This window comes from Microbacterium sp. DT81.1 (genome assembly GCF_049844955.1).
Classification (GTDB): domain Bacteria; phylum Actinomycetota; class Actinomycetes; order Actinomycetales; family Microbacteriaceae; genus Microbacterium.
The window spans coordinates 399,791-424,474 of record NZ_JBNCMA010000003.1 but is presented as its reverse complement, the minus strand read 5'-3'; the positions used below and the strand labels follow the sequence as shown (position 1 = coordinate 424,474).

The following is a 24,684-nucleotide window of genomic DNA, read 5'->3' as shown; positions in this document are numbered from 1 at the left end:
CGGACCAGCCCGCGAACACCCGGCCCTTCCATACCGCGGACCAGCCCGCGAACACCCGGCCCTTCCATACCGCGGACCAGCCCGCGAACACCCGGCCCTTCCATACCGCGAACCAGCCCGCGAACACCCGGCCCTGGGGAGACGAGGCGTCGCACATCCCGGCGCACGCCGTCAACCGGACGGTACGCCGGACACCGCGTGCCAAGATGAGCGGATGACGGTGCCCTTCGCGACATCCGCCCGCTCGACAGTCGGAATCGAGTGGGAGATCATGTTGGCCGACGGCGAGACGGGCGACCTGGTGGGCCGGGCTCCCGACATCCTGGAAGCACTGGAGGCGTCCTCGGAACTCGAGCGCCACACGATCACCGGCGAGCTGCTCACCAACACGGTCGAGGTGACGAGCGGGATCGGCGACACGGTCGCCGCGGCCGTAGACGACATCGCCGACGCGATCGCGGCCGTGCGCACCGCGACGAATCCGATCGGCGTCGAGCTGCTCTGCGCCGGGAGTCATCCCTTCGCGCAGTGGTACGAGCAGTCCGTCACCGACAAGACGAGGTACCACAAGCTGATCGAGCGGACCCAGTGGTGGGGCCGCAACATGATGATCTGGGGCATCCACGTGCATGTCGGCGTCGACGACGTCAACAAGGTGTTCCCGATCATCAACGCCCTCGCCGTGTATCTCCCCCATCTGCAGGCACTCTCTGCGGCGAGCCCCTTCTGGGCCGGGGAGCGCACCGGCTACGCGTCGAACCGGGCGCTCGTCTTCCAGCAGCTGCCGACGGCGGGTCTGCCGTGGCCTCTGCAGTCGTGGTCGGAGTTCGAGGGGTACCTCGACGACATGGTCCGCACCGGGGTGATGGCCGACGCATCCGAGGTGCGCTGGGACATCCGCCCGGCGCCTCGTTGGGGCACCATCGAGGTGCGTGCGTGCGACGGGATGTCGACCCTGCCCGAGCTCGCCGCGGTCGCCTCGCTCGTGCAGGTGCTCGTGGAGCACTTCAGCCGCGAGCTCGACGAAGGACGCGAGCTGACGTCCCTGCAGCCGTGGTTCGTGCGCGAGAACAAGTGGCGCGCGGCCCGGTATGGGCTGGATGCGCGGATCATCATCGACCCCTCAGGGCGTGAGGTGATGGTGACGGACCACATCCGCGAGACGATGGAGCGCCTCGCCCCGATCGCGGTGCAGCTCAAGTGCGCCCGCGAGTTCGCGGGGACGGAGACGATCCTCGCCGAAGGCGCGAGCTACGCCCGGCAGGTGCGGGTGGCGGATGCCGCGGACGGCGATCTGCGGGAGGTCGTGCGTCACCTCATCCGCGAGTTCCGCTCTGGTCCGACGCTCCGCGACCACCTGGCCTCCCTCGCCGAGTAGCGCCGCGGGGCGCCGGTGCGCCGCGGGGCGCCGGTGCGCGGTCGCGCGGTCTGTGCGTCGCGTCAGGAGATGTGCACCAGAACAGGCTGATTCTTCCGGAAGCGTCCTGATCTCGAGCCACTGGCCTGAGCTGACGCTCGACGAGGTCATGCGGCGCGGTGGCGACCTTGCGCGATCGCCGTGAGCACCGTTGCTTCGACGTACTCCCAGTCGAAGAGCACCTGCGCGTAGTCGAACCGCAGCACCGTATAGCCCATCAGGACAAGTCTCGCGTCCCCGCGGATGTCCTGACGCCGCTGAACCTGCTCGAGGTGGTGGGCGCCGTCGATCTGGATCGCGAGTCGATCGCCGACGAGGAGGTCGAGCGGATGCCCGTCGACCCAGACCTGCTGACGTACCGCGACGCCGAATGGTGCGAGCCGCGTCGCCATATGGGTCTCCAGTCCTGAGTCGGAGAGCGCGGACGCGGCTTCCGCCAGTTGCCGCGCCGCACTGCTTCTCCAACCGACACGGGTAAGAGCGCCGCTCGTGACAAGCCCCTTGTTGAGGGCCGATTCCCATACGGTGAGGGCGTCCAGTCGCGGCAAACACTGCGCGGTGTGGAAGAGGGCATTGATCAACGGCTGCTCAGCGGTGCGGGGACGCACCGGCACGGGAGGCGAAGACCAGTGGATGATGGCATCCGCCTTCGTGAAGCGTGAGGCGTTCGGCGCTACGGAAACGTGCACGGCGGTGCCGCTCGGTACCCACAGTCCCGCCCGCTTGGCCGCGCTCACGCACGTCAATCGGCCGCCGCACGAGACGGCGAGCAGCCGACCCCGATCGACCGACGGGGCGACGAGCCACACCCGGCGCACCCGGCGCAGGAGATCGGCACCGACTGCCTCATCGATGTCGCGGCGTGAGAAACCGGCATCCCGCGCTTCCGCCCCGTGCGCGAGACCACCCCGTGCGGTCACCCACTCCCGAACAGCCTTCGCCCGTGCCATCCGACAAGCCTGCTGGCCATATCCCGACCCCAAGCGCACACCGCGAGAGTGCGTGCCGACGATGCGGCTCATCCCCGCTGTGGAGGAGGCGCCGATTGCTCGTCCCCGCTGTGGAGGAGACGCCGATTACACATCACCGCCGTGCACGACCTCAGGCAATGTGCGCCGATTCAGGCCCATTCGGCGGATATCCACCTGATCCGGTGCATAACTCCTGATCCGGCGCACGCGTCACGCTCGAGGGTTGCCGTCCGGACTCGTGCGGGTGCTGTGCACGAGATTAGGTGTTGAGCGCCGGATCAGGCCGATGGACTCGTATCCCGCCTGATCCGAAGCCAGCGGCCCGAGCCGAGCGAAGCACTCAGCCCTTGCCGAAGAGCTTCTGGATCTCCGCGAGGTCGGCCTCGCTGGGTGCCCCCGTGCCCTTGGCGCCGAGCCCGAAGCCCGAGCCGGTCGGGGCGACCGGTGCCGCGGCGAGGCCGGCGTTCTCGGCCGCGCGCTTCGCGGGATTGCCCGAGCGCGAACCCACCTGCTTCGGAGCCTGCTTGTTCCGCTTGCCGCCGCCGTGCGCGCCGGGCATGGGGCCCATGCCGGGGATCTGCGGCACGCCGCCCTTCGCGACCGTCTTCATCATCTTCGCGGCCTGGTCGAAGCGCTGCACCAGCCCGTTGACGTCTGTCACCGTCATCCCGGAGCCGCGCGCGATGCGCAGGCGCCGCGAGCCGTTGAGCACCTTGGGGTTGCGTCGCTCCCCCGGGGTCATCGAGCGGATGATCGCCTCGGTGCGGTCGATCTCCTTCTCGTCGAAGTCCTCGAGCTGCTGCTTCATCTGGCCCATGCCCGGCAGCATGCCGAGCATCTTCTTCATCGAGCCCATCTTCTTGAGCTGCTGCATCTGCTCGAGGAAGTCCTCCAGCGTGAAGCTGTCGGTCGCGAACTTCTCCGCGACCTTGCGGGCCTCCTCCTCATCGAACGCGGACTGCGCCTGCTCGATGAGGGTGAGGATGTCGCCGAGGTCCAGGATGCGGGAGGCCATGCGGTCGGGGTAAAAGGGCTCGAGGTCATCGAGTCCCTCACCCGTCGACGCGAAGATGATCGGACGTCCGGTGACCGAAGCGACCGACAGTGCCGCACCACCGCGGGCGTCGCCGTCGAGCTTGGAGAGCACGACGCCGGTGAAATCGACGCCCTCCTGGAACGCCTTCGCCGTGTTGACGGCATCCTGACCGATCATCGCGTCGATGACGAACAGCACCTCGTCGGGGTTCGTGACGCGGCGGATGTCGGATGCCTGCTTCATCAGCTCGGCGTCGACGCCGAGCCGGCCGGCCGTGTCGATGATGACGACGTCGTGCTGCTGGCGGGTCGCGTACGCGACGCCGTCGCGCGCCACGAGCACCGGATCCCCGACGCCGTTGCCCGGCTCCGGCGCGTAGATCGCCGCACCGGCCTGGGCGGCCACGACCTGCAGCTGGTTCACGGCGTTCGGGCGCTGGAGATCCGCCGCGACGAGGATCGGCGTGTGGCCGTCCTTCTCGAGCATCTTCGCGAGCTTGCCGGCGAAGGTCGTCTTGCCGGATCCCTGCAGTCCCGCGAGCATGATGACGGTCGGCGGGTTCTTGGCGAACTGCAGGCGGCGCTGCTGGCCGCCGAGAATGGCGACGAGCTCCTCGTTGACGATCTGAACGACCTGCTGTGCGGGGTTGAGGGCTCTGTTCACCTCGTCGCCCAGCGCGCGTTCACGCACCTTGGCGGTGAACTCCTTGACGACCGGAAGCGCGACGTCGGCATCGAGCAGCGCTCGGCGGATCTCGCGGACCGTGCCGTCCACGTCGGCGGGGGTGAGCTGCCCCTTCTTGCGGAGGTTGCGGAACGTCTCGGTGAGCCGGTCGGAGAGGGTGCCGAAGGTAGCCATGGTGGATCCAAGTTTACGCGAGCGGATGCCGCGGCACGGCGCCGCCGGGCGGCGCCACGCCCCGGCGGCACGGGTTTCTGCAGGCGCACCGGGCCTCAGGCCGGCCCGAGCTCCTGGAAGAGCGTCAGCTGCAGGTCGGCGGGGCCTCGCAGCCGGGCGTTCAGCGACCGCCACGGCGTCTCGCGAGCGGATGCCTCGATGACGGCTCCGCCTGCGACCAGCCGCTCGGCCACTCCCGCGGTGTCCCCCACCTCGAGAGCCACGCGGATGCGATCGCTCGCCACGCCGTCCGTCTCGACGCGGTCGATGAACGCGACCTGAGCCGGGTTTGCCAGCTCGAGGGTCGCGCGCCCCGCGTCGAGGATGGCGACGCGCGCCCCGCCCTCCTCTTCATAGGCCTCGGCCTCGACCATTCCCAGCACGTCGCGGTAGAACGCGAGGGTTGTGTCGAAATCGGGCGCCTGCACCACCACGCGCAGCTGACGCACGGATCCCGCTGCGCCAAGCGGCGCCGCGTCGAGCGCCTCCGCCACAAGAGGTGCGAGGTCCGCACGACCGGCGCCGGCGAGCGCCCACTCCCACACGGCGGCGAGCACGGCCCCGGCCGCGGCCGCGCCCCCCACCTCGGCGCGCAGGCGCGCCACGCCGTCGCGCTGCGCGCGGTCGGCGACGGCCCGGGCGAGTCTCGCCTGCCGCATCGCCCTTTCGCGCTGGAGCTCGTCATCGAGGCCCATGACGTCGGCGTTCGCGACGGCCAGCGCAAGGCTGTCGGGCGCGAAGTCGTCGGCGATCGCCGTGAGGATGTACCGGGTCGAGGCGTCGCCGACCGCGAGTGCGGCTATCGCGGCATCCGCTCGCTCGTCGAAGGCCGCCCAGAGGATGTCCCCCTTCGACGAGAAGTAATTGAAGAAGCTCGAACGGCTCACGCCCGCCCGCGTGGCGATCTCCGCGATGGATGTCGCCTCGTACCCCTGCTCGAGGAAGAGCTCGCACGCGGCCTCGGCGAGCGTCTCGCGGGAAGAGGCGCGGGGGCGACCGGCCTTGGGATCGACCGTCATGCAACCACCTTAGGTGCACGCCTGTGAGGCGCAACGGGCGTATTGTTGCACTCGATCCAAGAACACCCACGAGGAACGAGGACGCGCATGCTCGACATCGTCAACGCGGGGATGTCCCCCGCCTATGTGCCGTACCTCGAGGGGTGGGAGCTGCAGAGGCGCATCCACTCCGGCGTGGTATCCGGGGAACGCGCCGACACGCTGATCGTGCTCGAGCACGAGGCGGTGTACACCGCCGGCAAGCGCACCGAACCCCAGGAGCGCCCGGCCGACGGCACCCCGGTGATCGACGTCGACCGCGGTGGGAAGATCACGTGGCACGGGCCCGGTCAGCTGGTCGGGTATCCGATCGTGCGACTGCCCGAGCCGATGGATGTCGTCGCCCACGTCCGCCGCCTCGAGGGGCTGCTCATCGACGCGCTGCGCGATCGCGGCGTGGACGGATACCGGGTCGAGGGCCGGAGCGGCGTGTGGGTGCGGCGCCCGCTGTCCGAGGACAAGGTCGCCGCCATCGGGGTGCGGGTGCAGAACGGCGTGACCATGCACGGCTTCGCGGTCAACTGCAACAACTCGCTCGCGGGGTTCCGCGGCATCATCCCGTGCGGCATCACCGATGCCGGCGTCACGACGGTGAGCGAGGTGGTGGGGGCGGATGTCTCCCCCGCCGGCATCCTCGACTCGGTGCTCCGCGTGTTCGAGGCCGAGTACGCGGGGGTGCCCGCGTGAGCGACTGCGGGCCGGCGGGCGGGTCCGCGCACGACTCCGGGTCGGCGCACGATCGCGCCGGCGCTTCGGGCGCGAACGCTGCCACGGCTCCTGCGGGTCGCAAGCTGCTGCGGCTCGAGATCCGCAACGCCGAGACCCCGATCGAGCGCAAGCCCGAATGGATCCGCACGAAGGCCAAGATGGGCCCGGAGTACACGCAGCTGCAGCATCTCGTCAAAGACGAAGGTCTGCACACGGTGTGCCAGGAAGCAGGCTGCCCCAACATCTTCGAGTGCTGGGAGGACCGCGAGGCGACCTTCCTCATCGGCGGATCCCAGTGCACACGCCGCTGCGACTTCTGTCAGATCGACACGGGCAAGCCGGCCGACTACGACATCGACGAGCCCCGGCGCGTCGCCGAGAGCGTCCAGCGGATGAACCTGCGCTACGCGACCGTGACCGGTGTGGCCCGTGACGACCTGCCCGACGAGGGCGCGTGGCTGCACGCCGAGACGGTGCGGCGCATCCACGCCGAGAACCCCGCGACCGGCGTGGAGATCCTCGCGACCGACTTCTCCGGCAACCCGACGCTGCTGCGCGAGGTGTTCGAGTCGCGACCGGAGGTCTTCGCCCACAACGTGGAGACGGTGCCCCGCATCTTCAAGCGCATCCGGCCGGCGTTCCGGTACGAGCGGTCGCTCGATGTCCTCACGCAGGCACGCGACTTCGGGCTGATCACGAAGTCCAACCTCATCCTGGGCATGGGCGAAGAGCCCGAAGAGGTCGTGCAAGCGCTGCAGGACCTGCATGACGCCGGTACGGACATCATCACGATCACGCAGTACCTGCGACCCACGCCGCGGCACCTGCCGGTGGCGCGCTGGGTGAAGCCGGACGAGTTCGTGGGATTCAAGGAGGAGGCGGAGCGGATCGGGTTCCTCGGGGTGCTCGCGGGACCCCTCGTGCGGTCGTCCTACCGCGCGGGCCGTCTGTGGGCGCAGTCGATGCTGTCGAAGGGACGGGAGATCCCGCCGCACTTGGCGCACATCGCTGAGAGCGCCGACCTGGGGTTCGCGCAGGCGGTGTGACGTACGGCGGATCCTCGAGCCGCGGTGGCTGAGCCCCTCGAAGCGTGGTCCCTGAGCCTGTCAAGGGTCAGGGCAGGGGCCAGATGTACGGCAGGTCGTCGGCGATGTCTCCGAACTTCGGGCCGTAGAACTCGCGATCCTTGCGCAGCAGGTTGGAGCGGTGCGCGAGGTGGAAGTCCGGATCGCCGAGCCACGGCGGCATCTCGAGCTCATCCTGCGGCACGCCATCGACCTCCGGGGCGAACTCCAGCAGCTGCGGTCGCACGGTGTCAGCCCGTCCGAGCGCCGTCCAGGCATCCGTCATCGCCAGCCCATACGACACGAGCGCCGGGAGATATCCGCCCCACATCTTCGCCGCCGGATGGTGCCGCCACCCATACGTCGGGATGGTGTTCGCCCGCAGGAGCTGCAAGGTCTCGACGCGCTGCTTGCCGAGCCGCACGGGGTCGAGCACCTCAGCGGAGCGCGCGAACGAGGGGTACGGCAGGAACGTCTGCATCGCGCGCGTACCGTTCTCGGGTCCCTGAACCTGTACAGCGGCTTCAGTCGGCGCTGGTGACAGACTGCACCGAGCCGTCGGAGGCCAGGTTGACCAGCAGCACGTCGTCCGTCGCATCCGGGTCCAGCGCATACTCCAGCACGGCGAACGGATCGTTGCCGCCGTGTTCGTCGGCGAGGATCGTCATGCTCATCAGCTGCAGCGAGCGGATGATGTCCACGCTGATGTCGCCGCTGTTGTCCAGCAGCAGCTCCTCGAGCTCGTCGCCGAGGGTCGCCTGCTGCTGCAGGATGTACTCCGTCACCTCGCTGGTGCGGTCGTCGGTCTCGGCGAGCATCGCGTCACGGGCCGTTGAATCGATGGCCTCGAGGGATGAGACCATGGCGGCCGCGACATCCAGAGCGTCTTCGGACACGTCGTCCTGATCGGGCGCGGTCAGATCGACGGTGACCGACTGGTCGCCGAGATCGACGTTCTCCGACCAGAAGATCGACCCGTCCGGTCCGGACTCCAGAAGCCCGAAGAAATCGTGCTCGATCGCCATACGGCTATGAAACCAGGGTGTAGGCGTGGGCGGTAGCCCGAACGGACTTCGACACGCGGAGAATGACCACGGATACGCGCATAACCGGGATCATTCGACCAGGGATGCCGCGAAGACGTGCGGCGTGAAACCGGTGAGGTCGCCGATTCCCTCGCCCTGGCCGAGGAGCTTGACGGGGATGCCGGTGCGCTCCTGCACGGCCAGCACGAACCCGCCCTTCGCGGATCCGTCGAGCTTCGTGATCACGAGGCCGGTGACCCCCGCGTGCTCGAGGAAGGCCTGGGCCTGCATGACGCCGTTCTGGCCCGTGGTGGCGTCGAGCACGAGCAGCACCTCGCTGATCGGCGCCTGCTTCTCGATCACCCGGCGGATCTTGGTCAGCTCGTCCATCAGCCCGCCCTTGGTGTGCAGGCGGCCGGCGGTGTCGACGAGCACGATCTCGGTGGCGGTGCGCTTGGCATACTCGATGGTCTGGAAGGCGACGGATGCCGGGTCCTGGCCCTCCTGCTGCGGGCGGACGATCGCCGCTCCCCCTCGTTCGGCCCAGGTCGCGAGCTGGTCCACGGCCGCCGCCCGGAACGTGTCGGCTGCGCCGACCACCACCGTGCGCCCATAGCGCTGCAGGAACTTCGCGAACTTGCCGATCGTCGTGGTCTTGCCGACGCCGTTCACGCCGACGACCAGCACAACGGCCGGTCGCTCGGTGAGCCGCAGCGTCGTGTCGAACTTCGCGAAGTGCTCCTCGAGCGTCTCCTTCAGCATGCGCCGCAGGTCTTTGGGGTCGGTCGTGCGGTAGCGCTCGACCTTCTCGCGGAGCTCGTCCACGATCCGCTCGGTGATGTCGGGCCCGAAGTCGGCGGTGATCAGCGCGGTCTCGAGGTCATCCCAGGTCGTCTCGTCGATGGTGGGTTTGACGAACATGCCGCGCAGTGCGCGGCCGAGCGACCAGGAGTTCTCCGCCATGCCTCCAGCCTACGGGGCGCCCCGCGGCCGCCGCCCTCCCCGCCGTCCCCCGGCTCCTGAGCGAGCGCCTCCTCCCCGGCCCCTGAGCGAGCGCCTCCTCCCCCGGTCCTGAGCCAGCGCCTCCTCCCCCGGTCCCTGAGCGAGCGCCTCCTCCCCCGGTCCCTGAGCGGGCGAAGCGAGACGAAGGGCCGTGAACGACCGGGGATCAGTGCATGCGGCACCCGCCTGTCGCGCGGCAGTTTCCTGCAGAGGCTGCACCTATTGATGGCGCGCGTTCAGAGAAGTGCAGCGCGAGCGCACCCATGCATCGGGTGGCGGAGGCTTCGTCTCGCTGCGCTCGCTCAACGACCGGGGGATCCCGTGAGGATCGGGCGTCAGACCGGTACGCGGTCGCCGACGCGCTGGCCGACGACGGCCGAGACGCCGTCCTGGCGCATCGAGACACCGTAGAGCGCGTCGGCGATCTCCATCGTGCGCTTCTGGTGCGTGATGACGATGAGCTGGCTGCTCTCGCGGAGCTGCTCGAACACCCCGAGCAGCCGGCCCAGGTTCGCGTCATCGAGCGCCGCCTCCACCTCGTCGAGGATGTAGAAGGGGCTCGGACGGGCCTTGAAGATCGCCGTGAGCAGTGCGACCGCGGCCAGCGATCGCTCGCCTCCGGAGAGCAGCGAAAGCCGCTCGATCTTCTTCCCGACCGGTCGCACCGAGACCTCGATGCCCGTCGTCAGCATGTTCTCGGGATCGGTCAGCGAGATGCTGCCCGTTCCACCGGGGAACAGCACCGGGAAGACTTCGGCGAAGGCGGCCTTCGTGTCTTCGAAGGCCGCCGAGAAGATGATCTGCATCCTCTCGTCGAGCTCCCCGATGATCGTCATCAGGTCCTTGCGGGTCTGCGTGAGATCGGCGAGCTGCTCGGTGAGGAAGGCGTGCCTCTGCTCCAGAGCGGCGTACTCCTCGAGCGCCAGCGGATTCACCCGGCCGAGTTGGCCGAGCTTCCGCTCGGCGTCCTGCAGTCGGCGCTGCTGCATGCGGCGATCGAACGGGACGGATGCCGGGTGACCGTCGCCCTCTTCGACACCATCGCGAGGAACCTCCTGATCCGGTCCATATTCCGAAACAAGAATATCTTCGTCGAGACCCAGCTCGGAGCCGACGCGTTCGAGCAGCCCGTGCACATGCAGTCGCTTCTCGTGGATCTGCAGCTCGAGGCCGTGCACGCTCTCGGTGAGCCCCGCGAGTCGCTCCCGCATCCCAGCTTCCTGCCCGCGGAGCTCCGTGAGCTCGGCGGTCACGGCGGACCGCTCGGACTCGGCGGTCCTCAGCGCAAGCCGAGCCTCGGCGACCGATCGGTCCACCGAATCGAGGAGGTGAGGAAGCTCCGCCACGACGCCGGCCGCCGCATCCCTCTGCGCCCGGCGGATCACGGCGCGCCGCGCCGCCTGAGCGGCGGCCTCCCGCTCGCGTTCCCGCTGGCGCTCGAGCCCTGTCGCCCGCGCATCGCCGGCCCGAACGCGCTCCCGCAGCGTCTCGACGTCGAGCCGGGCCCGCATCTCGCCTTCGCGTGCTGCGTCGAGCGCGGCGAGCATCTCATCTCGCGCCGATGCGTCGAGCATCGGTCGTGGCGCTTCGAGCGCGGTGTTCAGTTCAGCGGAGGCCGCGCGCGCCGCGCCTTCGGCATCCGCCACTGCACCCTGCGCCTGCGCGAGCCCGGCGGCCAGCCGCTCGCACTCGGCGAGAACCGCCTCGTGCCGCACGGTCACGCGGTTCACCTGCTCAGCATGGGCGGCGAGTGCGGCGTCGTGCTCTCGCAACGTCGTCAGCGCGGCCTTCGCCCGCTGCCGAGCCGTCTCGAGGTCGCGCACGCGGTCTCCACGAGCCTCTCGCAGCGAATCGACGATGACCCGGACCTCCGCGAGGCGCTCGTATGCGGCTTCCCGCTCCGCGACGAGTTCGAGGCGCGAGCGCTCTCCACCCAACCCCGCCCGCAGCGTGTGCTCGGTGTACACCTCGCCGGCCCGCGTCACCAGCGTCACCGGACCGCCGAGGCCGGCATCGGTCAACGCCGGGGCGGCACCGGCGGCCGTCTCGAGGTCGTCGGCGACCGCGACGAAGGACAGCACACCGAGCAGCCCCTCGGGTCCCCGAACGACATCGCGTGCCGCGACGATCCCCGGAATGTCCGGGAATCCGGGGCGCATGGCGCCGGCCTCCGCGATCACCATGTCGACGACACCCATGTTCCCGTCGCGGGCGTCGCCGGCGACGCGCAGGGCGTCCTCCCGTGTCTCGACGAGCAGCCCCTCGGCAAACGAGCCGAGAACGGCCGCGATCGCCGCCTCGTACCCCGCCGTCACCTGCACCGCGTCGCCGACGATGCCCCGGATACCCGGCCCGCCGGCCGCGACGAGCGCCGCGGCACCGTTCGTGATGTCGAGGGCGCTGCCGAGCGCAGCCCCCTTCGCGGTCAGGGCGTCGGCCTCGCGCTCCGCGGCGTGCAGGCGTTCGCGCAGCGCTTCGACGTCCGCCTCGGTGGTGCCGACCTCCCGCTGCGCGGCTTCGTACGCCGCCGCGTGCTCTGCGGCCGACCCTTCGGGTGCGAGCGACGGGTCGAGCCCCGCCAGCGCCTGCTCGGCTTCGGCGCGGCGCGCGTTCGCGGCATCCAGCGCGTTCTGCTGTCGAAGTACGCCGCCCCGAACGGCAGCGAGAGCGGATGCCGCAGCCTCGGCTCGGCCGCGCAGTGCCGTGAGGCGCATGTCATGCGCCGACACCAGAGCGCTCTGCGCGGCGATGTCGGTGTCCAGCGCATCGAGTTCGGCGCGTGCGCGGACGACCTCCCTGGATGCGGCAAGTGCGGCGTCGTGGGCGTCGCCGAGCCCCTGGGAGATCAGCTGGATCTCTGCGCGCGCCTCGTCGATCATCGCCTGGGTGACGGTCACACCGCTGCCGACGGCCTCGTCGTCGGCTCCCAGCAGCGCGAGCCGCTGATTCGCGAGGGTGAACAGGCCGCGCAGACGCTCCTGCACCTGCTCCAGCGCGAACGACACCCGCCGTGCCTCGTCGACGACCTCGGACCCCTGCTCCCGCTCGAGTCCCTCGATGCGCGCCCGCAGGTTCGCCGACTGATCCTGCAGGACCATCCGCTCGGTGTGCCGCTCCCGTTCGGAGCGCGCGTGATCCGCCAGAGCCGCACGCAGCGCGACGACCTCGTCGGCGAGCAGGCGTGCCTTCGCATCGCGCACGATCGCCGCGATCGTCGCCGCCTCTCGGGCGATCTCGGCCTGCCGGCCGAGTGGCTTCAGCTGCCGGCGGATCTCTCCCGCGAGGTCGCTGAGGCGCGTGAGGTTGGTCTCCATCGCCTCCAGCTTGCGGAGGGTCTTCTCCTTGCGGCGGCGGTGCTTCAGGATGCCGGCGGCCTCTTCGATGAACCCCCGTCGGTCCTCCGGCGACGCCTGCAGCACGGTGTCGAGCCGTCCCTGACCGACGATGACGTGCATTTCGCGGCCGAGCCCCGAGTCGGACAGAAGCTCCTGCACATCGAGCAGCCGGCACACGTCCCCGTTGATCGCGTACTCACTGGCGCCATTGCGGAACAGGGTCCGGCTGATGGTGACCTCGGCGTACTCGATCGGCAGGGCGCCGTCGGCGTTGTCGATCGTGAGCTGCACTTCGGCGCGGCCGAGTGGTCCCCGCGTCGCCGTTCCGGCGAAGATGACGTCTTCCATCTTGCCGCCACGCAGCGTCTTGGCCCCCTGCTCGCCCATCACCCAGGCGAGAGCGTCGACTACGTTCGATTTTCCGGATCCGTTCGGCCCGACGATGCAGGTGACCCCGGGCTCGAAGGCGAACGTCGTCGGCTGCGCGAACGACTTGAACCCTTTGAGCGTGACGCTCTTCAGGTGCATAAACGCGCCTCCCGGCCATGCTCGTTGACAGCCATACGCTACCCGACCGCACCCGCCGCGCCGTCGCCGCAACGCCCGGGCGTCGATCATTTCTGGGAATTCGCTTGACGTGGGTATCTGGAGCGCGCTAACGTCACTCTTCGCGTCTGAAGTCGAAAGGAGGTCACCATGATGATGCACATCAACAAGTCCGGCACTGCGCCGATTGCACTCGCGCCCTTCGGCGGAGTCGCTTGCTCCGTGGTGGCCGTTTCCTTCGGCGCCTTCACGCCCGCCGCCCGCTAGGCGCCGCCGGGGAGGACTCTGCCCTCGGGCAGGACGTCCCGCCGCCGATCGCTCGATCACTCCGATCGATGAGATCCGCCGCCCCTTCGAGCGCCCTCCCGTCGGCGCGTGGCCTCTTCGGCATGCGTGCGACATCGCCACCAGGCGAACCTCCACCCAACCCTTCTTCTGAAAAGAGACACGACCACCATGCACGACACCTTGTCGCCCGTCCGATCTCCGAATCGAGACAGGTCCGAGTTCACCGTCCCGGCTCTGCCGGCAACCGGCGCACGCCCTTCGCTCGCCGACCGCGTCTTCCTGCGCGTCGGCCTGTGGCTGCTGCTCCGGAGCACGCGCAGCGTTCAGCGGAACGCCGCGCACGAATCCCACCACCTGCGCCGTGCCAACGAGCGAGCCCGCCTCGCCCGCGAGCAGGCCGCCTTGCGGCGGAACCTCCTGTCCACGGTGCACGCGTGACCGGTGCGTGACCCGGGGTCCTCATCCGACCCCGGGTCATCCCCGGACCAACGTGGCCACACCCACCCCGACACCGCCGTCGCCCAGACGCAACAGAGAGAACACCATGAATCTCACGCTCACCGGACTCGAGTTCCGGCCGCTGAACGTTCCATCGACCATCGACGGCGACGATGCCGCCGACTTCCGCGCGATGGTCGACGTGCGCAACGTCATCTACCGGGATATCTCCGGGCATGACGACCACTTCATCACCGCCGCGGAGCTGCTCCCCCACTACTCGCCGAACGACTACGAGCGACGCCTCTCCTGGCTCGTGCTGGTCGACGACCGGCCCGTCGGCCGCGTGGGCCTCGACCTGCCGATCGAGGACGATTCGAAGGTCGCCTTCGTGCTGATCGAACTGCTCCGGGATGTCTGGGGACAGGGGATCGGCACGGCGGCGCTCCAACTGGTCGAGAAGGTCGCGCGCGAGAACGGCCGCTCCGTGCTGCAGTCATGGGCCGAGCACCCGGACGGGCCTGGGCGCCGCCTAGAGCCGCCGACCGGGTTCGGCAGCATCCCGGCGGACGACCACGCCGCGCGGTGGTTCGTCGCCAACGGATTCACGCTCGAGCAGATCGAGCGCAACAGCGCGTTCGACCTGCGAGGGTCGTTCGAGGGAGTGCAGAAGCTGCTCGAGCACGCACGCGCAGCATCCGCCGGCTATCGCGTGGTGCAGTGGTTCGCACCGACGCCACCGGAGTTCGTCGAGGGCTACGCGTGGATGAAGTCGCGCATGGTCACGGACGCACCGGCGGCAGCGCTCGAGTTCGACGAGGAGACCTGGGATGCCGGGCGCATCGCCATCCACGACGCGCGGTACACCTCGGCGGGTCGCACGCTGCACGTCACCGCCGCCCAGCACATCGAGACGGGTGAGCTCTGCGCATTCAACGAGCTCGTCGTCGGCGTGGACAAGACCGAGGCGTCGCACCAGGAGGACACCCTGGTGCTGAAGGCGCACCGCGGTCACAAGCTCGGAATGCTCGTCAAATGCGAGAACCTGCTCGCGTGGCGGGACGTCGCCCCTGAATCTCCCCGCGTCATCACGTACAACGCCGAAGAGAATCGCCCCATGCTCGACATCAACGAGGCCATCGGCTTCGTTCCGATCGCCTACAACGGCGCCTGGAAGAAGGTTCTGCCATGACGAACTCGACGTTGACCGAGCTTCGCATCGTCCCGCTCGTCGTGCCCGAGACGCTGGAGGGGCCGGATGCGCGTCCGTTCGTCGAGCTCGCCGAGCTCGACAACCTGGTGTGCCGGCACGAGGCCGGCCACGACTACTTCGACCACCTTCCCTCGGAGGTCCTGCCGTCCTGGCAGGACCAGACCGATAGCACCCGGCTCGGCTACCTCGCGTACAGCGGCAGGAAGCTCGTCGGCGCGGTGACGATCACGATCCCGACGGAGGAGGGCGGCAGAACACTCGACTTCGATGCATTCGTGCACCCGGGTCATCGGGGCGAAGGCATCGGGGACGCGCTGCTCGACACGGTGGAGCGGGTGGCGGCGGAACGCGGACGCTCGGTCGCCCACACCTGGACGCTGCACCGCGGCGACTCGACCGGCGAGAAGCTCATGGCCCCGACGGGCTTCGGCGGCATCCCGGCGACGGACCCCCAGACGGAGCTGTTCCTTCGTCGCGGCTACACGTTCGAGCAGACGGAGCGCAACAGCGTCTTCGACCTGCGCGGATCGTTCGAGAAGGCCGATCGCCTTCTCGCCGAGGCGCGCGAGAAGGCCGGCGCCGATTACCGCGTGGTGACCTGGAACCTGCCGACGCCTGCCGAGTACGCCGAGGGGTACGCGTACGTCATCTCCCGCATGGCGACCGATGTGCCGAGCGGCGCAATGGTGTTCGACGAGGAGACGTGGGATGCGGCGCGCATCGCCCGCCGGGACGAACGGCTGCTCAAGGGTGGTCAGACGATCTCCGTCGCCGCGGCGCAGCACGTGCCGTCGGGGCGGATCGTCGCGTACAACGAGTTGGTGATCGGCCCAGACCACAGCGGACCGACCCATCAGTACGGCACCCTGGTGCTCGAGGAGCATCGCGGTCACCGCCTCGGAATGCTCGTCAAGGGTGAGAATCTGCGCCGCTGGCGCGACCTCGTGCCCGAGTCGCCACGCGTCTCGACGTTCAACGCGGAGGAGAATCGCCCCATGCTCGACATCAACGAGGCGCTCGGATTTGTACCGGCCTCCTACGCCGGGGCGTGGAAGAAGGTGATGGATGCCTGAAACCACGGTGATCACGCGGATACGGATCCCCGCCGACGGCGAGGCTCCGGAGTCCGATGATCTGACGCAGCTCATCGGGCTCCGGAACGCCGATATGCGCCGCGTCCGCGGAAACGACGAGCATTCGCTCACCGTCGAGCAGGCGCCGCCGTTCTGGCGCGAGCAGTCCGACAGACGTCAGCTGTTCCACCTGGGGGCCTGGGCGGTGCCGCTGTGGCGTCGGGCTCGGTCGATCTCCCGCTCGAGCCGGGCGATCAACCGCGGGCCTCAACGTCCGGGTCGCACACGAACGGTGGGGCCGGGGTACCGGCTCGGCGATGCTCGCGCACCTCGAAGCTCTCGCTCACGGTCGATACGTCCACCCCCGCGCTGACCCACCAGAACGACACACCCGTGCTCCGCGAGCACCGCGGGCATCGGCTCGGGCTGCTGGTGAAGTGCGAGACCCTGCTGCGATGGCTCGAGGTCGTTCCCGGGGCGGAGCGCATCGAGACCTTCAACGCCGAGGAGAACCGTCCCATGCTCGATATCTACGAGGCGATGGGCTTCGCGCCGGTGCTGCACGCCGGCGAGTGGCGGAAGCGCCTCGCCTGATCAGGCCGCGCGCGGCATCCGCTGGCAGTACGGACAGTAGTGACTCGACCTGTTCATGAACGACACGCGCACGACCGGCCGTCCGCACCGGGGACACGGCTGACCCCCTCGCCCGTAGGCGTTCAGGCTGTGGGCGAAGTACCCCGCCTGACCGTTGACGTTCACGTACTGGGCGTCGAAACTCGTGCCCCCCTCCGCGAGGGCCTTGTGCAGCACCGCGCGCACCTCGGCGAGCAGCCGGTTGACGGCGCGGGTCGACAGCGCGCGCGCCGGCGTCTCCGGGTGGATGCGCGCCGCCCAGAGTGCCTCGTCGGCGTAGATGTTGCCGACCCCGCTGATCACGTTCTGATCGAGCAGCACCCGCTTGATCGCCGAGTCCTTTCGTCGGAGGAGCGAGCGGAACCTCGTGTCGAGGAACGCGGGGTCCAGCGGGTCTCGGGCGATATGCGCGACCTGGCTCGGCACCAGTGGTTCCTCGGTTCCGAGGCCGCCGGCGGCGCCGTCGAGAGTGGGCACCAGGATGTCGATGGTGAGCGACCCGAAGGTGCGCTGATCGGCGAAGACCACGGCGAGCTCCCCGTGGGACGGATGCTCGATCGTCAGGCGAACGCGCTCGTGGCGCTCCTGCGGAGCGCCCGGATCCCGAAGCAGCAGCTGCCCGCTCATGCCCAGGTGCGCGACGAGCCCCTGCGGCAGCGAAGCCTCTTCGGCTTCGGGGCGGCCGCCGAGCGGCATCCACAGGAACTTGCCTCGTCGAGCCGCGCCGACGATCCGCCGGCCATCGAGTGCCGCCTCGAACTCGGCGGATGATCCCGCGAACCTCGTCAGCGCGCGAGGATCGAACGCCTGCACGCCCGTGATGAGGGCGCCGGTCACGGCAGGGGCGAGGCCCGCGCGCACGACCTCGACTTCGGGGAGTTCAGGCACTCTCGCCGAGCTCGTGCCATGCCCGAAGCGCCGCGGCCATCTCGGCCGACTTCTTGCTGCTGCCGGTGCCCTGAGTGAGCACCTCGCCGACGCGGACGGTCGCGGTGAAGAGCCGATCGTGATCCGGGCCGGTGGACTCGACGGAGTAGACGGGCGGTGCGGCACCGACCCTGGCCGCGAGTTCTTGAAGGCTCGTCTTCGGGTCCATCGCAGCGCCGTAGCGCTCGGGGTCCGCGAGCAGCGGCTCGGTGAGCCTCAGCACGAGCGCCGTCGCCGCCTCGGGACCCACCGAGAGATAGGTGGCCCCGATCACGGCCTCCATGGTGTCCGCGAGGATCGAGTCCTTGTCGCGTCCGCCGGTCTGCTCTTCGCCGCGACCGAGCATCAGATATTCGCCGAGGCCGATCGTGCGCGCGACCTCCGCCAGCGCGAGTGTCGACACGACGCTGGAGCGGCGCTTGGCGAGCGCACCCTCATCGAGTTCCGGATGCCGGGTGAACAGCATGACCGTGACCGCCTGGCCGAGCACGGAATCGCCGAGGAACTCGAGGCGTTCGTTGTGCGGCAGGCCGCCGTTCTCGTACGCGAAGGAACGGTGCGTGAGCGCCAGCGAAAGAAGCTCGGGGTCGATATCAACCCCGAGCTTCTCGGAGAGCGCTGTGCGCTCGGAAATGCTTGACACCGCTCGTGAACCGGCGGTTAGACGTCGGCGACCTTGCGGCCCTTGTACTCGAGGAACAGCTCGGTGCCCTGCGAGTCGGTGACGACCTTGGCCTGGTGGGGACGGCTGTAGACGACGACGCCGTTCTCGACGGTCTTGGTGAGCGTGATGGGCGCCGCCTTCCACTGAGCGCGACGCGAACGAGTGTTGGAGCGGGAGACCTTCCGCTTCGGGGGGTTACCTGCCATGGCTAGCTCTCTTCTGTGTTCTTCGGACGCGGGGCGTTACGCTCCGCGGCCCTCGTCTGTGAATTGTTGGAGCGCGCCCCAGCGTGGATCGATGGGTTCGCGTGGCTCTGTACCGGGCTTCTCTGCCAGTCGCTCGCCCGTGACCGGGTCGAGGCCGGGGCAATCCGGCTGACATACCGGCTGAAACGGAAGCGACAATACGATCGCATCTCTGACCAGATTTTCAAGATCCACGTGGTCGTCTTGAACCTCGTAGTCAGATGTCTCGTTCCCAGGATACGTGAAAAGCTCCTGAATCTCGACTTCGACGGGCTGGGTGATCGCCGTGAGGCAACGACCGCACACGCCGTCGTAGAAGGTCTCGGCTTCACCGGTCACCAGGATGCCCTCGTGCACCGACTCCAGCCGGACGTCGAGGTCGATCTCCCGACCGTCCTCGACGGCCACGAGTCCCTCGCCCCAGCGCTCGGTGGGTACGACGGTGAGCGAGTGCTCTCGCATCTCACCGGGGTGGTGTGCGATGTCGCGCACATTGATCATGTACGGGGTCGGGCGCCGGGTTCTCACCGGACAATCCTACCCGTGGTGCGTCAGGCGGAGCTCGTCAGGCCTCGCGTGCGCCGCTGTCGAGGAAGCGCGCCACCGGCGCAGGGACGAAGGGCGAGACGTCTCCCCCGAGGCCTGCGACCTGGCGGACCAGCGAGCTGGAGACCAGCGCGTGCGCGGGATCGGGGAGAAGGAAGACGGTCTCGACGTGTGCCAGATGGCGGTTGACGATGGCCATGGGTGTCTCGTACGCCACATCGACCTGCGAGCGGATGCCCTTCACCAGCACGCCGGCGCCGACATCCGTCGCGTAGTCGACCAGCAGGCCCACGCTCCACGAGGCGACGATGACGGTGGAGTCGATGTCGCTCTCGGCGATCGACTGCTCGAGCAGCGCGAGGCGCTGGGAGATCGGCAGCATCGCCTCTTTGCCTGGATTGTGCACCACCAGCACGTGCAGCTCGTCGTAGAGGGTCGCCGCACGGCGGATGACATCCAGGTGGCCGAGCGTCGGGGGGTCGAAGGAACCAGGTACGACGGCGATCCGGCTGCTCATGCAATCAGCCTATTTGCGATCACCGCCGATCCGGTCTTTCTGCGATTTCCGGCCATTCGGTCCCTGAGCCCGTCGAAGGGCGGCTAGTTCTTGGCCAGGGCCGCTCGTTCCTCCATGCCGACCCGCCGCTCGATGGCGGCGGCCAGACCCGGGTGCGCCGACAGCGTGGGGTCATCGTCGAGGATCCCCTCGGCCACCGCGCGTGCATCGGCGATGATGTCGGCATCCTTCACCACCCGCAGCAGGCGGAGGGAGGAACGGGCGCCCGACTGCGCGTCACCCAGCACGTCACCCTCACCCCGCAGCTCGAGGTCGACCTCGGCGAGCTCGAAGCCATCGAGGGTCGCTGCGACCGCCTCGACCCTCGCCCGCGCCGGCGTGCGTGGCGCGGCTTCGGTCACAAGCAGGCAGAGACCCGGTACACCACCGCGTCCCACCCGCCCGCGCAGCTGATGAAGCTGCGAGACGCCGAACCGGTCGGCGTCGAGGATGATCATCGTCGACGCATTGGGCACATCGACGCCGACCTCGATCACGGTCGTCGCGACGAGCACATCGATCTCGCCACGGGCGAAGGCCTGCATGACCGCATCCTTCTCGTCCGAGGGCATGCGACCGTGCAGCGTCGAGACGCGGATCTCACCGAACAGCGGATGCCGCGACAGCACGTCGGCGGCCTGGACGACGCCCCAGTGCGCCTTCGGCGCCTCGCCCTCCACCGGCGGCGCCTCGGCATCGGCATCCTTGGCGCCTGCGTCGGCGTCGATCGCCGGACAGACGACGAACACCTGGTGTCCCTTCGACACCTCTTCGGCGGCTCGCTCCCACACCCGCCCGAACCACGCCGGCTTCTCGGCCACGGGGGCCACGAAGCTCTGGATGCCGGCTCGCCCCTGCGGCATCGTGCGGATCGTGGAGACGTCGAGGTCGCCGAACACGGTCATCGCCACGGTGCGAGGGATGGGCGTGGCCGTCAGGACCAGGGCGTGCGGGCTGGACCCCTTGCCGCGGAGCGTCTCCCGCTGCTCGACGCCGAACCGATGCTGCTCGTCGACGACCACGAGGCCCAGGTCGGCGAAGGTGGTGCTCTCGCTCAGCAGCGCGTGCGTGCCGATGACGATGAGAGCCTGTCCCGAGGCGACGCGCAGGGCCGCCTTTCGCCGCTCCGCGGCCGGCATCTGGCCGGTGAGCAGCGTCGGTATGAGCTCCGGCGCGAGCTTCGGCCCCAGCATCCGGGCGATCGTGCGCAGATGCTGCCCCGCGAGCACCTCGGTCGGCGCGATGAGCGCGGACTGCCCGCCCGAATCGGCGACCTGCAGCATCGCGCGCACCGCCACGAGGGTCTTGCCCGAGCCGACCTCGCCCTGCACGAGCCTGTTCATCGGCCAGGCGCCCACCAGGTCCGCGGCGATCCGCTTCCCCACCTCCGACTGGTCGGGGGTGAGCTCCCAAGGCAGCCCCCGATCGAAACGCTCCAGCAGCCCACCGGACGCCGCCGGTCGCGCCGTGGCGGAGAGAGCGCGCACGAACTGCCGCTGCTGCAGCAGCGCGGTCTGGAGCACCAGCGCCTCGTGCATGCGCAGCGTCTGGCGTGCGGGGCCGATCTGGTCGTCGAAGTCGGGCCGGTGGATGCGCTGGACGGCATCGCTCGCGGAGAGGAGCCCGCGCGTGCGGCGGACGTCAGCGGGCAGCGGGTCCTCGATCGGGGCCAGGCCGTCGAGCACCATCGCGACGATCTTCTGCAGCTGCCAGCTCGCGACCGTCGACGTCGCGGGGTAGATGGGGATCGGCTGGTTGGCGAAGGCCTCGGCGTTCATGCGCGCCTCGTCCTCGTCATCGAACAGCTCGTAGTCCGGATGCGTGAACTGCCTGCCGCCCCGGTACTCGCCGACCTTGCCCGAGAAGACGCCTCGACGACCGGGCCGCAGGTCCTTCATGCGCCAGCTCTGGCCGAAGAAGGTCAGCGACATCTCGCCGTTCCCGTCGCTGATGATCACTTCGAGGATCGTGCCCTTGCGCTGCTGCATCCGCCGTTCGTTCACCCGCTTGACCTCGGCGACGATCGTCACCGTCTCGCCCGGAGGCAGCGAGCCGATCGGGGTGAGCTCGCCACGGTGCGCGTAGCGCCGGGGGTAGTGCACGAGCAGATCGCCCACGGTCTTCATGCCGAACGCGCGGGTCAGCACCCCCGCCGTCTTGCCGCCCACGATGCCGTCCAGGCGCGACTCGAGGGTGAACGACATGCCAAGAGTCTAGGCAGGGGCACCGACCCGCGCTCCGCGCCGAAACGGACTCCGCCCAGCCGGGTGCCTTACCGTAGTGCGCATGCTCCGACGACTGCTCGCACGCGTGTACTGGGCCTGCAGCCGCTGGACCCTCTCCACGGAGCCGGCGCCGACTCGCCCCACCATCCTGCTCGGAGTGCCGCACACGTCGAACTGGGACTTCGTGCTCATGCTCGGGATCGCGTGGCGCCTGGGAATGAACTTCCGCTGGCTCGGCAAGGCGAGCCTGTTCAGAGGCTGGCGCGGTCCGATCATGCGCGGCATCGGCGGAATCCCGGTGGACCGGGCGGACGCCTCCCGCGTCGTGGCGGACATCGTCGAGCGCATCCACGCCGGCGAGGTCTTCGGCCTCGTCGTGACGCCGGAGGGCACGCGCGGCGGCGGCGGCTACTGGAAGTCGGGCTTCTACCGCATCGCCAGGGAGGCCGGCCTCGGCGTGACGCTGGGCTACGTCGACCGCACCACGAGGACGACCGGACTCGGACCGACGATCGACCTGACCGGCGACGTTCGCGCCGACATGGAAGTGATCCGGGCGTTCTACTCCGACAAGTCCGGGCTGCGGCCGGAACTGCGCATGGAACCGCGGCTCCGCGAAGAGGATCCGCCGGTCGCAGGCTGATCGCGCTGCGGCCGACGACGGCGCTGGGCCGCGCGCCGGGGCATGACGCCGCGGCTATCGTGATCGTGTGACACGCATCATCGCCGGCCGCGCCGGCTCGATCGCCCTCGAGGTGCCCGACGCCGGGACGCGGCCGACGGCCGATCGCGTGCGCGAGTCGCTCTTCGGCTCGCTGGAGTCGGCCGACGCCCTGCGGGGCGCGGCCGTGCTCGACCTCTACGCCGGATCGGGAGCTCTCGGACTCGAGGCGGTGAGCCGCGGCGCGGCATCCGCTGACCTCGTCGAGAAGGCACCGCGGGCCGCCGCCGTGGTGCAGCGCAACGCCGTCAAGGTGGCCAAGTCGATCGGCTCGGATGCCGCGATCCGCGTGCATCGTTCGTCTGTGGACGCCTACCTCCGGGCGTCGCAGGGAGCATTCGACCTCGTGTTCCTCGACCCCCCTTATGACGTTTCCGAGGCGGAGCTGGCGGGCAGCCTCGAACTGCTCGTGGGCGCTCTGGCGCCGGGCGCCACGGTCATCATCGAGCGGGCACGGCGCTCACCCGCGCCGGGACTCCCCGCGGGGCTCGAGCATGCGCGCCACAAGCGGTACGGCGACACGGTGCTCTGGTGGGTGCACCCGCACAGCTAGCCGCCCTGCGAGTCCCAGTCGCGGTACGGATCCCACCCCCCGACGCCCTGGTACGGAGCCCCGTCGACGAGCACCGGCACTTCGCCGCACGGGAGAACTCGGCCGATCGGGCGGAAGCCCTCGGGCAGGCCCGCGTCGGCGGGAAACGTGCCGAGCAGCGCATGGTCCTCGCCGCCGTGGAGAGCCCGGTGCGCGTCGGCTCCGAGGCGGCCCGTATCGATCTCGATCGTCACGAGGGAGGCATCCGCCATGCGCGTCGCGTCGAGCACCAGGCCGTCCGAGATATCCATCATCGCGGTCGCGCCGTGGGTGGCCGCCAGGGCGCCCAGCGACACGGGCGGCTCGGGGCGCAGCTGCGCGACGATGGCGCCGACGTCGGCGGCATCGGGCAGGTCGGCGAGCACGTCCGGATCGACCGGGGCGGGCGCCCCAGCCGCATCGACGAAGACCCGGAACAGCGCCTCCAGGCCACGCGCCGCCACGCCGAGCTCGCCGGCGACCGCGACGACATCTCCCACCCGGGCGCCGGAGCGCAGCAGGGGCGGGCGGCCATCGAGCGCGCCGAGCGCGGTCACCGCGATCGTCAGGGTGTCGGACACCGTCAGGTCTCCCCCCACCACGCCGCAGCCGGGGGCGAGCGCCTCGCACGCGGCGCGGAGCCCGTCGGCGACCTGCTCCACGAACGACGCCCGCGTGTCGTTGGGCATCGCCAGGGCGACGAGGAGGGCGGTCGGCCGGGCGCCCATCGCGGCGATGTCGGCGAGGTTGACCGCGGCGGCCTTCCACCCGAGGTCGAACCCGCTCGACCACGCGAGTCGGAAGTCAGGACCGTGCACGAGGGTGTCCGTCGTGGCGACGACCGAGCCGCCCGGAGCCGCCAGCACCGCCGCGTCGTCCCCGGGCCCGACCTCCACCCCGGGCACGGACGTCAGCCGCGACAGGATGCGGCGCAGGATCTCGCCCTCCGACAGTTCGCCGACGGCAGGATCGTCCGCGGGCGCGCTCATGCCCCCACGCTACTGGCTGTGCCGCGCGGCCGACCATCGCCGCGGCGCCGGTTAGCCTGGAATCGTGCCCCGCCTCCGCTCCCTCGCCCTCGTTCTGCTCGTCGGCGTCGGACTCACCGGCTGCGCGGGCACGGTGTCGATGGAGCCGGCGGAGAACGCGAACGCCACGCTCTGCGCCGATGTCAGCGTCCGGCTGCCCGACACGGTGGCGGGGCTGCAACGTCGATGGACGGATGCCCAGTCCACGGGGGCGTGGGGCGATCCGGCGGCCGTACTGCTGACCTGCGGGGTCGCGCCCCCCGGCCCGACGACGCTGCGATGCCAGACCGTCGCCGGAGTCGACTGGATCATCGACGAGTCCCGGGCGCCGAAGTACCTGTTCACCACCTATGGCCGCACCCCCGCCGTCGAGGTGTTCGTGGACTACGACGCCGTCTCCGGCGGCGAGGCGCTGCAGGCTCTCTCGCCCATCCTTCAGCAGCTGCCGAAGAACGCGGAGTGCGTCGCGCCCGAGGACGCCACACCGGCGCCATAGC

General features: G+C 69.7%; 26 protein-coding genes. 12 read left to right on the top strand and 14 right to left on the bottom strand.

Annotated features, from left to right (window positions below):
* Both ACLQ2Q_RS10550 and ACLQ2Q_RS10545 read left to right on the top strand, forming a co-directional pair.
* Positions 1 to 218: hypothetical protein (locus ACLQ2Q_RS10550; protein WP_425820394.1), on the top strand; the 218-nt coding region annotated here is incomplete at its 5' end.
* Positions 215 to 1,378 (top strand): glutamate--cysteine ligase, encoded by a 1,164-nt coding sequence (locus ACLQ2Q_RS10545; RefSeq protein ID WP_425820393.1) that lies wholly within the window; start codon positions 215 to 217, stop codon positions 1,376 to 1,378. The genes ACLQ2Q_RS10550 and ACLQ2Q_RS10545, both read left to right, overlap by 4 nt.
* Before the next feature lie 146 nt (positions 1,379 to 1,524).
* On the opposite strand, the gene ACLQ2Q_RS10540 is transcribed toward ACLQ2Q_RS10545, so the two are convergent.
* The 3 genes from ACLQ2Q_RS10540 to ACLQ2Q_RS10530 form a co-directional block, all read right to left on the bottom strand.
* Positions 1,525 to 2,367 carry an endonuclease domain-containing protein gene (locus ACLQ2Q_RS10540; RefSeq protein WP_425820392.1) on the bottom strand — a complete coding sequence of 281 codons (843 nt, stop codon included), beginning with the start codon at positions 2,365 to 2,367 and terminating at the stop codon, positions 1,525 to 1,527.
* Between the two features lie 361 nt (positions 2,368 to 2,728).
* Complete coding sequence (ffh, locus tag ACLQ2Q_RS10535; protein WP_425820391.1) at positions 2,729 to 4,282, bottom strand: signal recognition particle protein; 1,554 nt, start codon at positions 4,280 to 4,282, stop codon at positions 2,729 to 2,731.
* Positions 4,283 to 4,377: 95 nt separating this feature from the next.
* The gene (locus tag ACLQ2Q_RS10530; RefSeq protein WP_425820390.1) at positions 4,378 to 5,340 is read right to left on the bottom strand and encodes a TetR family transcriptional regulator; all 963 of its coding nucleotides are present in this window, start codon (positions 5,338 to 5,340) and stop codon (positions 4,378 to 4,380) included.
* Between the two features lie 87 nt (positions 5,341 to 5,427).
* Here ACLQ2Q_RS10530 and lipB point away from each other — a divergent pair, with 87 nt between their 5' ends.
* Positions 5,428 to 6,066 carry a lipoyl(octanoyl) transferase LipB gene (gene lipB / locus ACLQ2Q_RS10525; protein ID WP_425820389.1) on the top strand — a complete coding sequence of 213 codons (639 nt, stop codon included), beginning with the start codon at positions 5,428 to 5,430 and terminating at the stop codon, positions 6,064 to 6,066.
* Positions 6,067 to 6,170: 104 nt separating this feature from the next.
* Complete coding sequence (gene lipA / locus ACLQ2Q_RS10520) at positions 6,171 to 7,133, top strand: lipoyl synthase (RefSeq protein WP_425820582.1); 963 nt, start codon at positions 6,171 to 6,173, stop codon at positions 7,131 to 7,133.
* Between the two features lie 67 nt (positions 7,134 to 7,200).
* On the opposite strand, the gene ACLQ2Q_RS10515 is transcribed toward lipA, so the two are convergent.
* From ACLQ2Q_RS10515 to smc, 4 genes are all read right to left on the bottom strand, one after another.
* Complete coding sequence (locus ACLQ2Q_RS10515; RefSeq protein ID WP_425820388.1) at positions 7,201 to 7,632, bottom strand: MSMEG_6728 family protein; 432 nt, start codon at positions 7,630 to 7,632, stop codon at positions 7,201 to 7,203.
* Positions 7,633 to 7,675: 43 nt separating this feature from the next.
* A complete protein-coding gene (locus ACLQ2Q_RS10510) occupies positions 7,676 to 8,176 on the bottom strand; it encodes a DUF2004 domain-containing protein (protein WP_425820387.1) in 501 nt (166 codons plus the stop codon).
* A gap of 90 nt (positions 8,177 to 8,266) precedes the next feature.
* Positions 8,267 to 9,139, bottom strand: coding sequence for a signal recognition particle-docking protein FtsY (ftsY, locus tag ACLQ2Q_RS10505; protein ID WP_425820386.1), 873 nt, complete (start codon positions 9,137 to 9,139; stop codon positions 8,267 to 8,269).
* 374 nt (positions 9,140 to 9,513) lie between these two features.
* Positions 9,514 to 13,041, bottom strand: coding sequence for a chromosome segregation protein SMC (gene smc, locus ACLQ2Q_RS10500; protein WP_425820385.1), 3,528 nt, complete (start codon positions 13,039 to 13,041; stop codon positions 9,514 to 9,516).
* A gap of 474 nt (positions 13,042 to 13,515) precedes the next feature.
* On the opposite strand from smc, the gene ACLQ2Q_RS10495 reads away from it, so the two are divergent.
* From ACLQ2Q_RS10495 to ACLQ2Q_RS10475, 5 genes are all read left to right on the top strand, one after another.
* Positions 13,516 to 13,785: a hypothetical protein gene (locus tag ACLQ2Q_RS10495; RefSeq protein ID WP_425820384.1), complete on the top strand. Its 270-nt coding sequence runs from the start codon at positions 13,516 to 13,518 to the stop codon at positions 13,783 to 13,785.
* A gap of 106 nt (positions 13,786 to 13,891) precedes the next feature.
* Complete coding sequence (locus ACLQ2Q_RS10490; RefSeq protein ID WP_425820383.1) at positions 13,892 to 14,977, top strand: GNAT family N-acetyltransferase; 1,086 nt, start codon at positions 13,892 to 13,894, stop codon at positions 14,975 to 14,977.
* Positions 14,974 to 16,071, top strand: a complete 1,098-nt coding sequence (locus tag ACLQ2Q_RS10485; protein ID WP_425820382.1) for a GNAT family N-acetyltransferase — start codon at positions 14,974 to 14,976, stop codon at positions 16,069 to 16,071. The genes ACLQ2Q_RS10490 and ACLQ2Q_RS10485 overlap by 4 nt, the downstream gene beginning before the upstream one ends.
* The gene (locus ACLQ2Q_RS10480) at positions 16,064 to 16,444 is read left to right on the top strand and encodes a hypothetical protein (protein WP_425820381.1); all 381 of its coding nucleotides are present in this window, start codon (positions 16,064 to 16,066) and stop codon (positions 16,442 to 16,444) included. The genes ACLQ2Q_RS10485 and ACLQ2Q_RS10480 overlap by 8 nt, the downstream gene beginning before the upstream one ends.
* A gap of 20 nt (positions 16,445 to 16,464) precedes the next feature.
* Entirely contained in the window at positions 16,465 to 16,665 is a 201-nt protein-coding gene (locus ACLQ2Q_RS10475; protein WP_425820380.1) for a hypothetical protein, read from the top strand.
* Here the strand turns inward: ACLQ2Q_RS10475 and mutM are convergent, their stop codons facing one another.
* The 6 genes from mutM to ACLQ2Q_RS10445 form a co-directional block, all read right to left on the bottom strand.
* Complete coding sequence (gene mutM, locus ACLQ2Q_RS10470) at positions 16,666 to 17,592, bottom strand: bifunctional DNA-formamidopyrimidine glycosylase/DNA-(apurinic or apyrimidinic site) lyase (RefSeq protein ID WP_425820379.1); 927 nt, start codon at positions 17,590 to 17,592, stop codon at positions 16,666 to 16,668.
* A complete protein-coding gene (gene rnc / locus ACLQ2Q_RS10465; RefSeq protein WP_425820378.1) occupies positions 17,585 to 18,274 on the bottom strand; it encodes a ribonuclease III in 690 nt (229 codons plus the stop codon). The genes mutM and rnc overlap by 8 nt, the downstream gene beginning before the upstream one ends.
* Positions 18,275 to 18,291: 17 nt before the next feature.
* Positions 18,292 to 18,501, bottom strand: a complete 210-nt coding sequence (rpmF, locus tag ACLQ2Q_RS10460; RefSeq protein WP_425820377.1) for a 50S ribosomal protein L32 — start codon at positions 18,499 to 18,501, stop codon at positions 18,292 to 18,294.
* Positions 18,502 to 18,537: 36 nt separating this feature from the next.
* Positions 18,538 to 19,002, bottom strand: coding sequence for a YceD family protein (locus tag ACLQ2Q_RS10455; RefSeq protein ID WP_425820581.1), 465 nt, complete (start codon positions 19,000 to 19,002; stop codon positions 18,538 to 18,540).
* 103 nt (positions 19,003 to 19,105) lie between these two features.
* Positions 19,106 to 19,603 (bottom strand): pantetheine-phosphate adenylyltransferase, encoded by a 498-nt coding sequence (coaD, locus tag ACLQ2Q_RS10450; protein WP_425820376.1) that lies wholly within the window; start codon positions 19,601 to 19,603, stop codon positions 19,106 to 19,108.
* A gap of 83 nt (positions 19,604 to 19,686) precedes the next feature.
* Entirely contained in the window at positions 19,687 to 21,846 is a 2,160-nt protein-coding gene (locus ACLQ2Q_RS10445; protein WP_425820375.1) for an ATP-dependent DNA helicase RecG, read from the bottom strand.
* An 82-nt stretch (positions 21,847 to 21,928) separates the two neighbouring features.
* Here ACLQ2Q_RS10445 and ACLQ2Q_RS10440 point away from each other — a divergent pair, with 82 nt between their 5' ends.
* Both ACLQ2Q_RS10440 and rsmD read left to right on the top strand, forming a co-directional pair.
* On the top strand, positions 21,929 to 22,510 hold the full coding sequence (locus ACLQ2Q_RS10440; RefSeq protein WP_425820374.1) for a 1-acyl-sn-glycerol-3-phosphate acyltransferase: 582 nt from the start codon (positions 21,929 to 21,931) through the stop codon (positions 22,508 to 22,510).
* A 67-nt stretch (positions 22,511 to 22,577) separates the two neighbouring features.
* Complete coding sequence (gene rsmD / locus ACLQ2Q_RS10435; protein WP_425820373.1) at positions 22,578 to 23,141, top strand: 16S rRNA (guanine(966)-N(2))-methyltransferase RsmD; 564 nt, start codon at positions 22,578 to 22,580, stop codon at positions 23,139 to 23,141.
* Here the strand turns inward: rsmD and thiL are convergent.
* Positions 23,138 to 24,148 carry a thiamine-phosphate kinase gene (thiL, locus tag ACLQ2Q_RS10430; RefSeq protein ID WP_425820372.1) on the bottom strand — a complete coding sequence of 337 codons (1,011 nt, stop codon included), beginning with the start codon at positions 24,146 to 24,148 and terminating at the stop codon, positions 23,138 to 23,140. The genes rsmD and thiL overlap by 4 nt on opposite strands.
* A gap of 64 nt (positions 24,149 to 24,212) precedes the next feature.
* Between thiL and ACLQ2Q_RS10425 the strand changes: the two genes are divergently transcribed.
* The gene (locus tag ACLQ2Q_RS10425; protein ID WP_425820371.1) at positions 24,213 to 24,683 is read left to right on the top strand and encodes a DUF3515 family protein; all 471 of its coding nucleotides are present in this window, start codon (positions 24,213 to 24,215) and stop codon (positions 24,681 to 24,683) included.
* The last annotated feature ends 1 nt before the right edge of the window (position 24,684 follow it).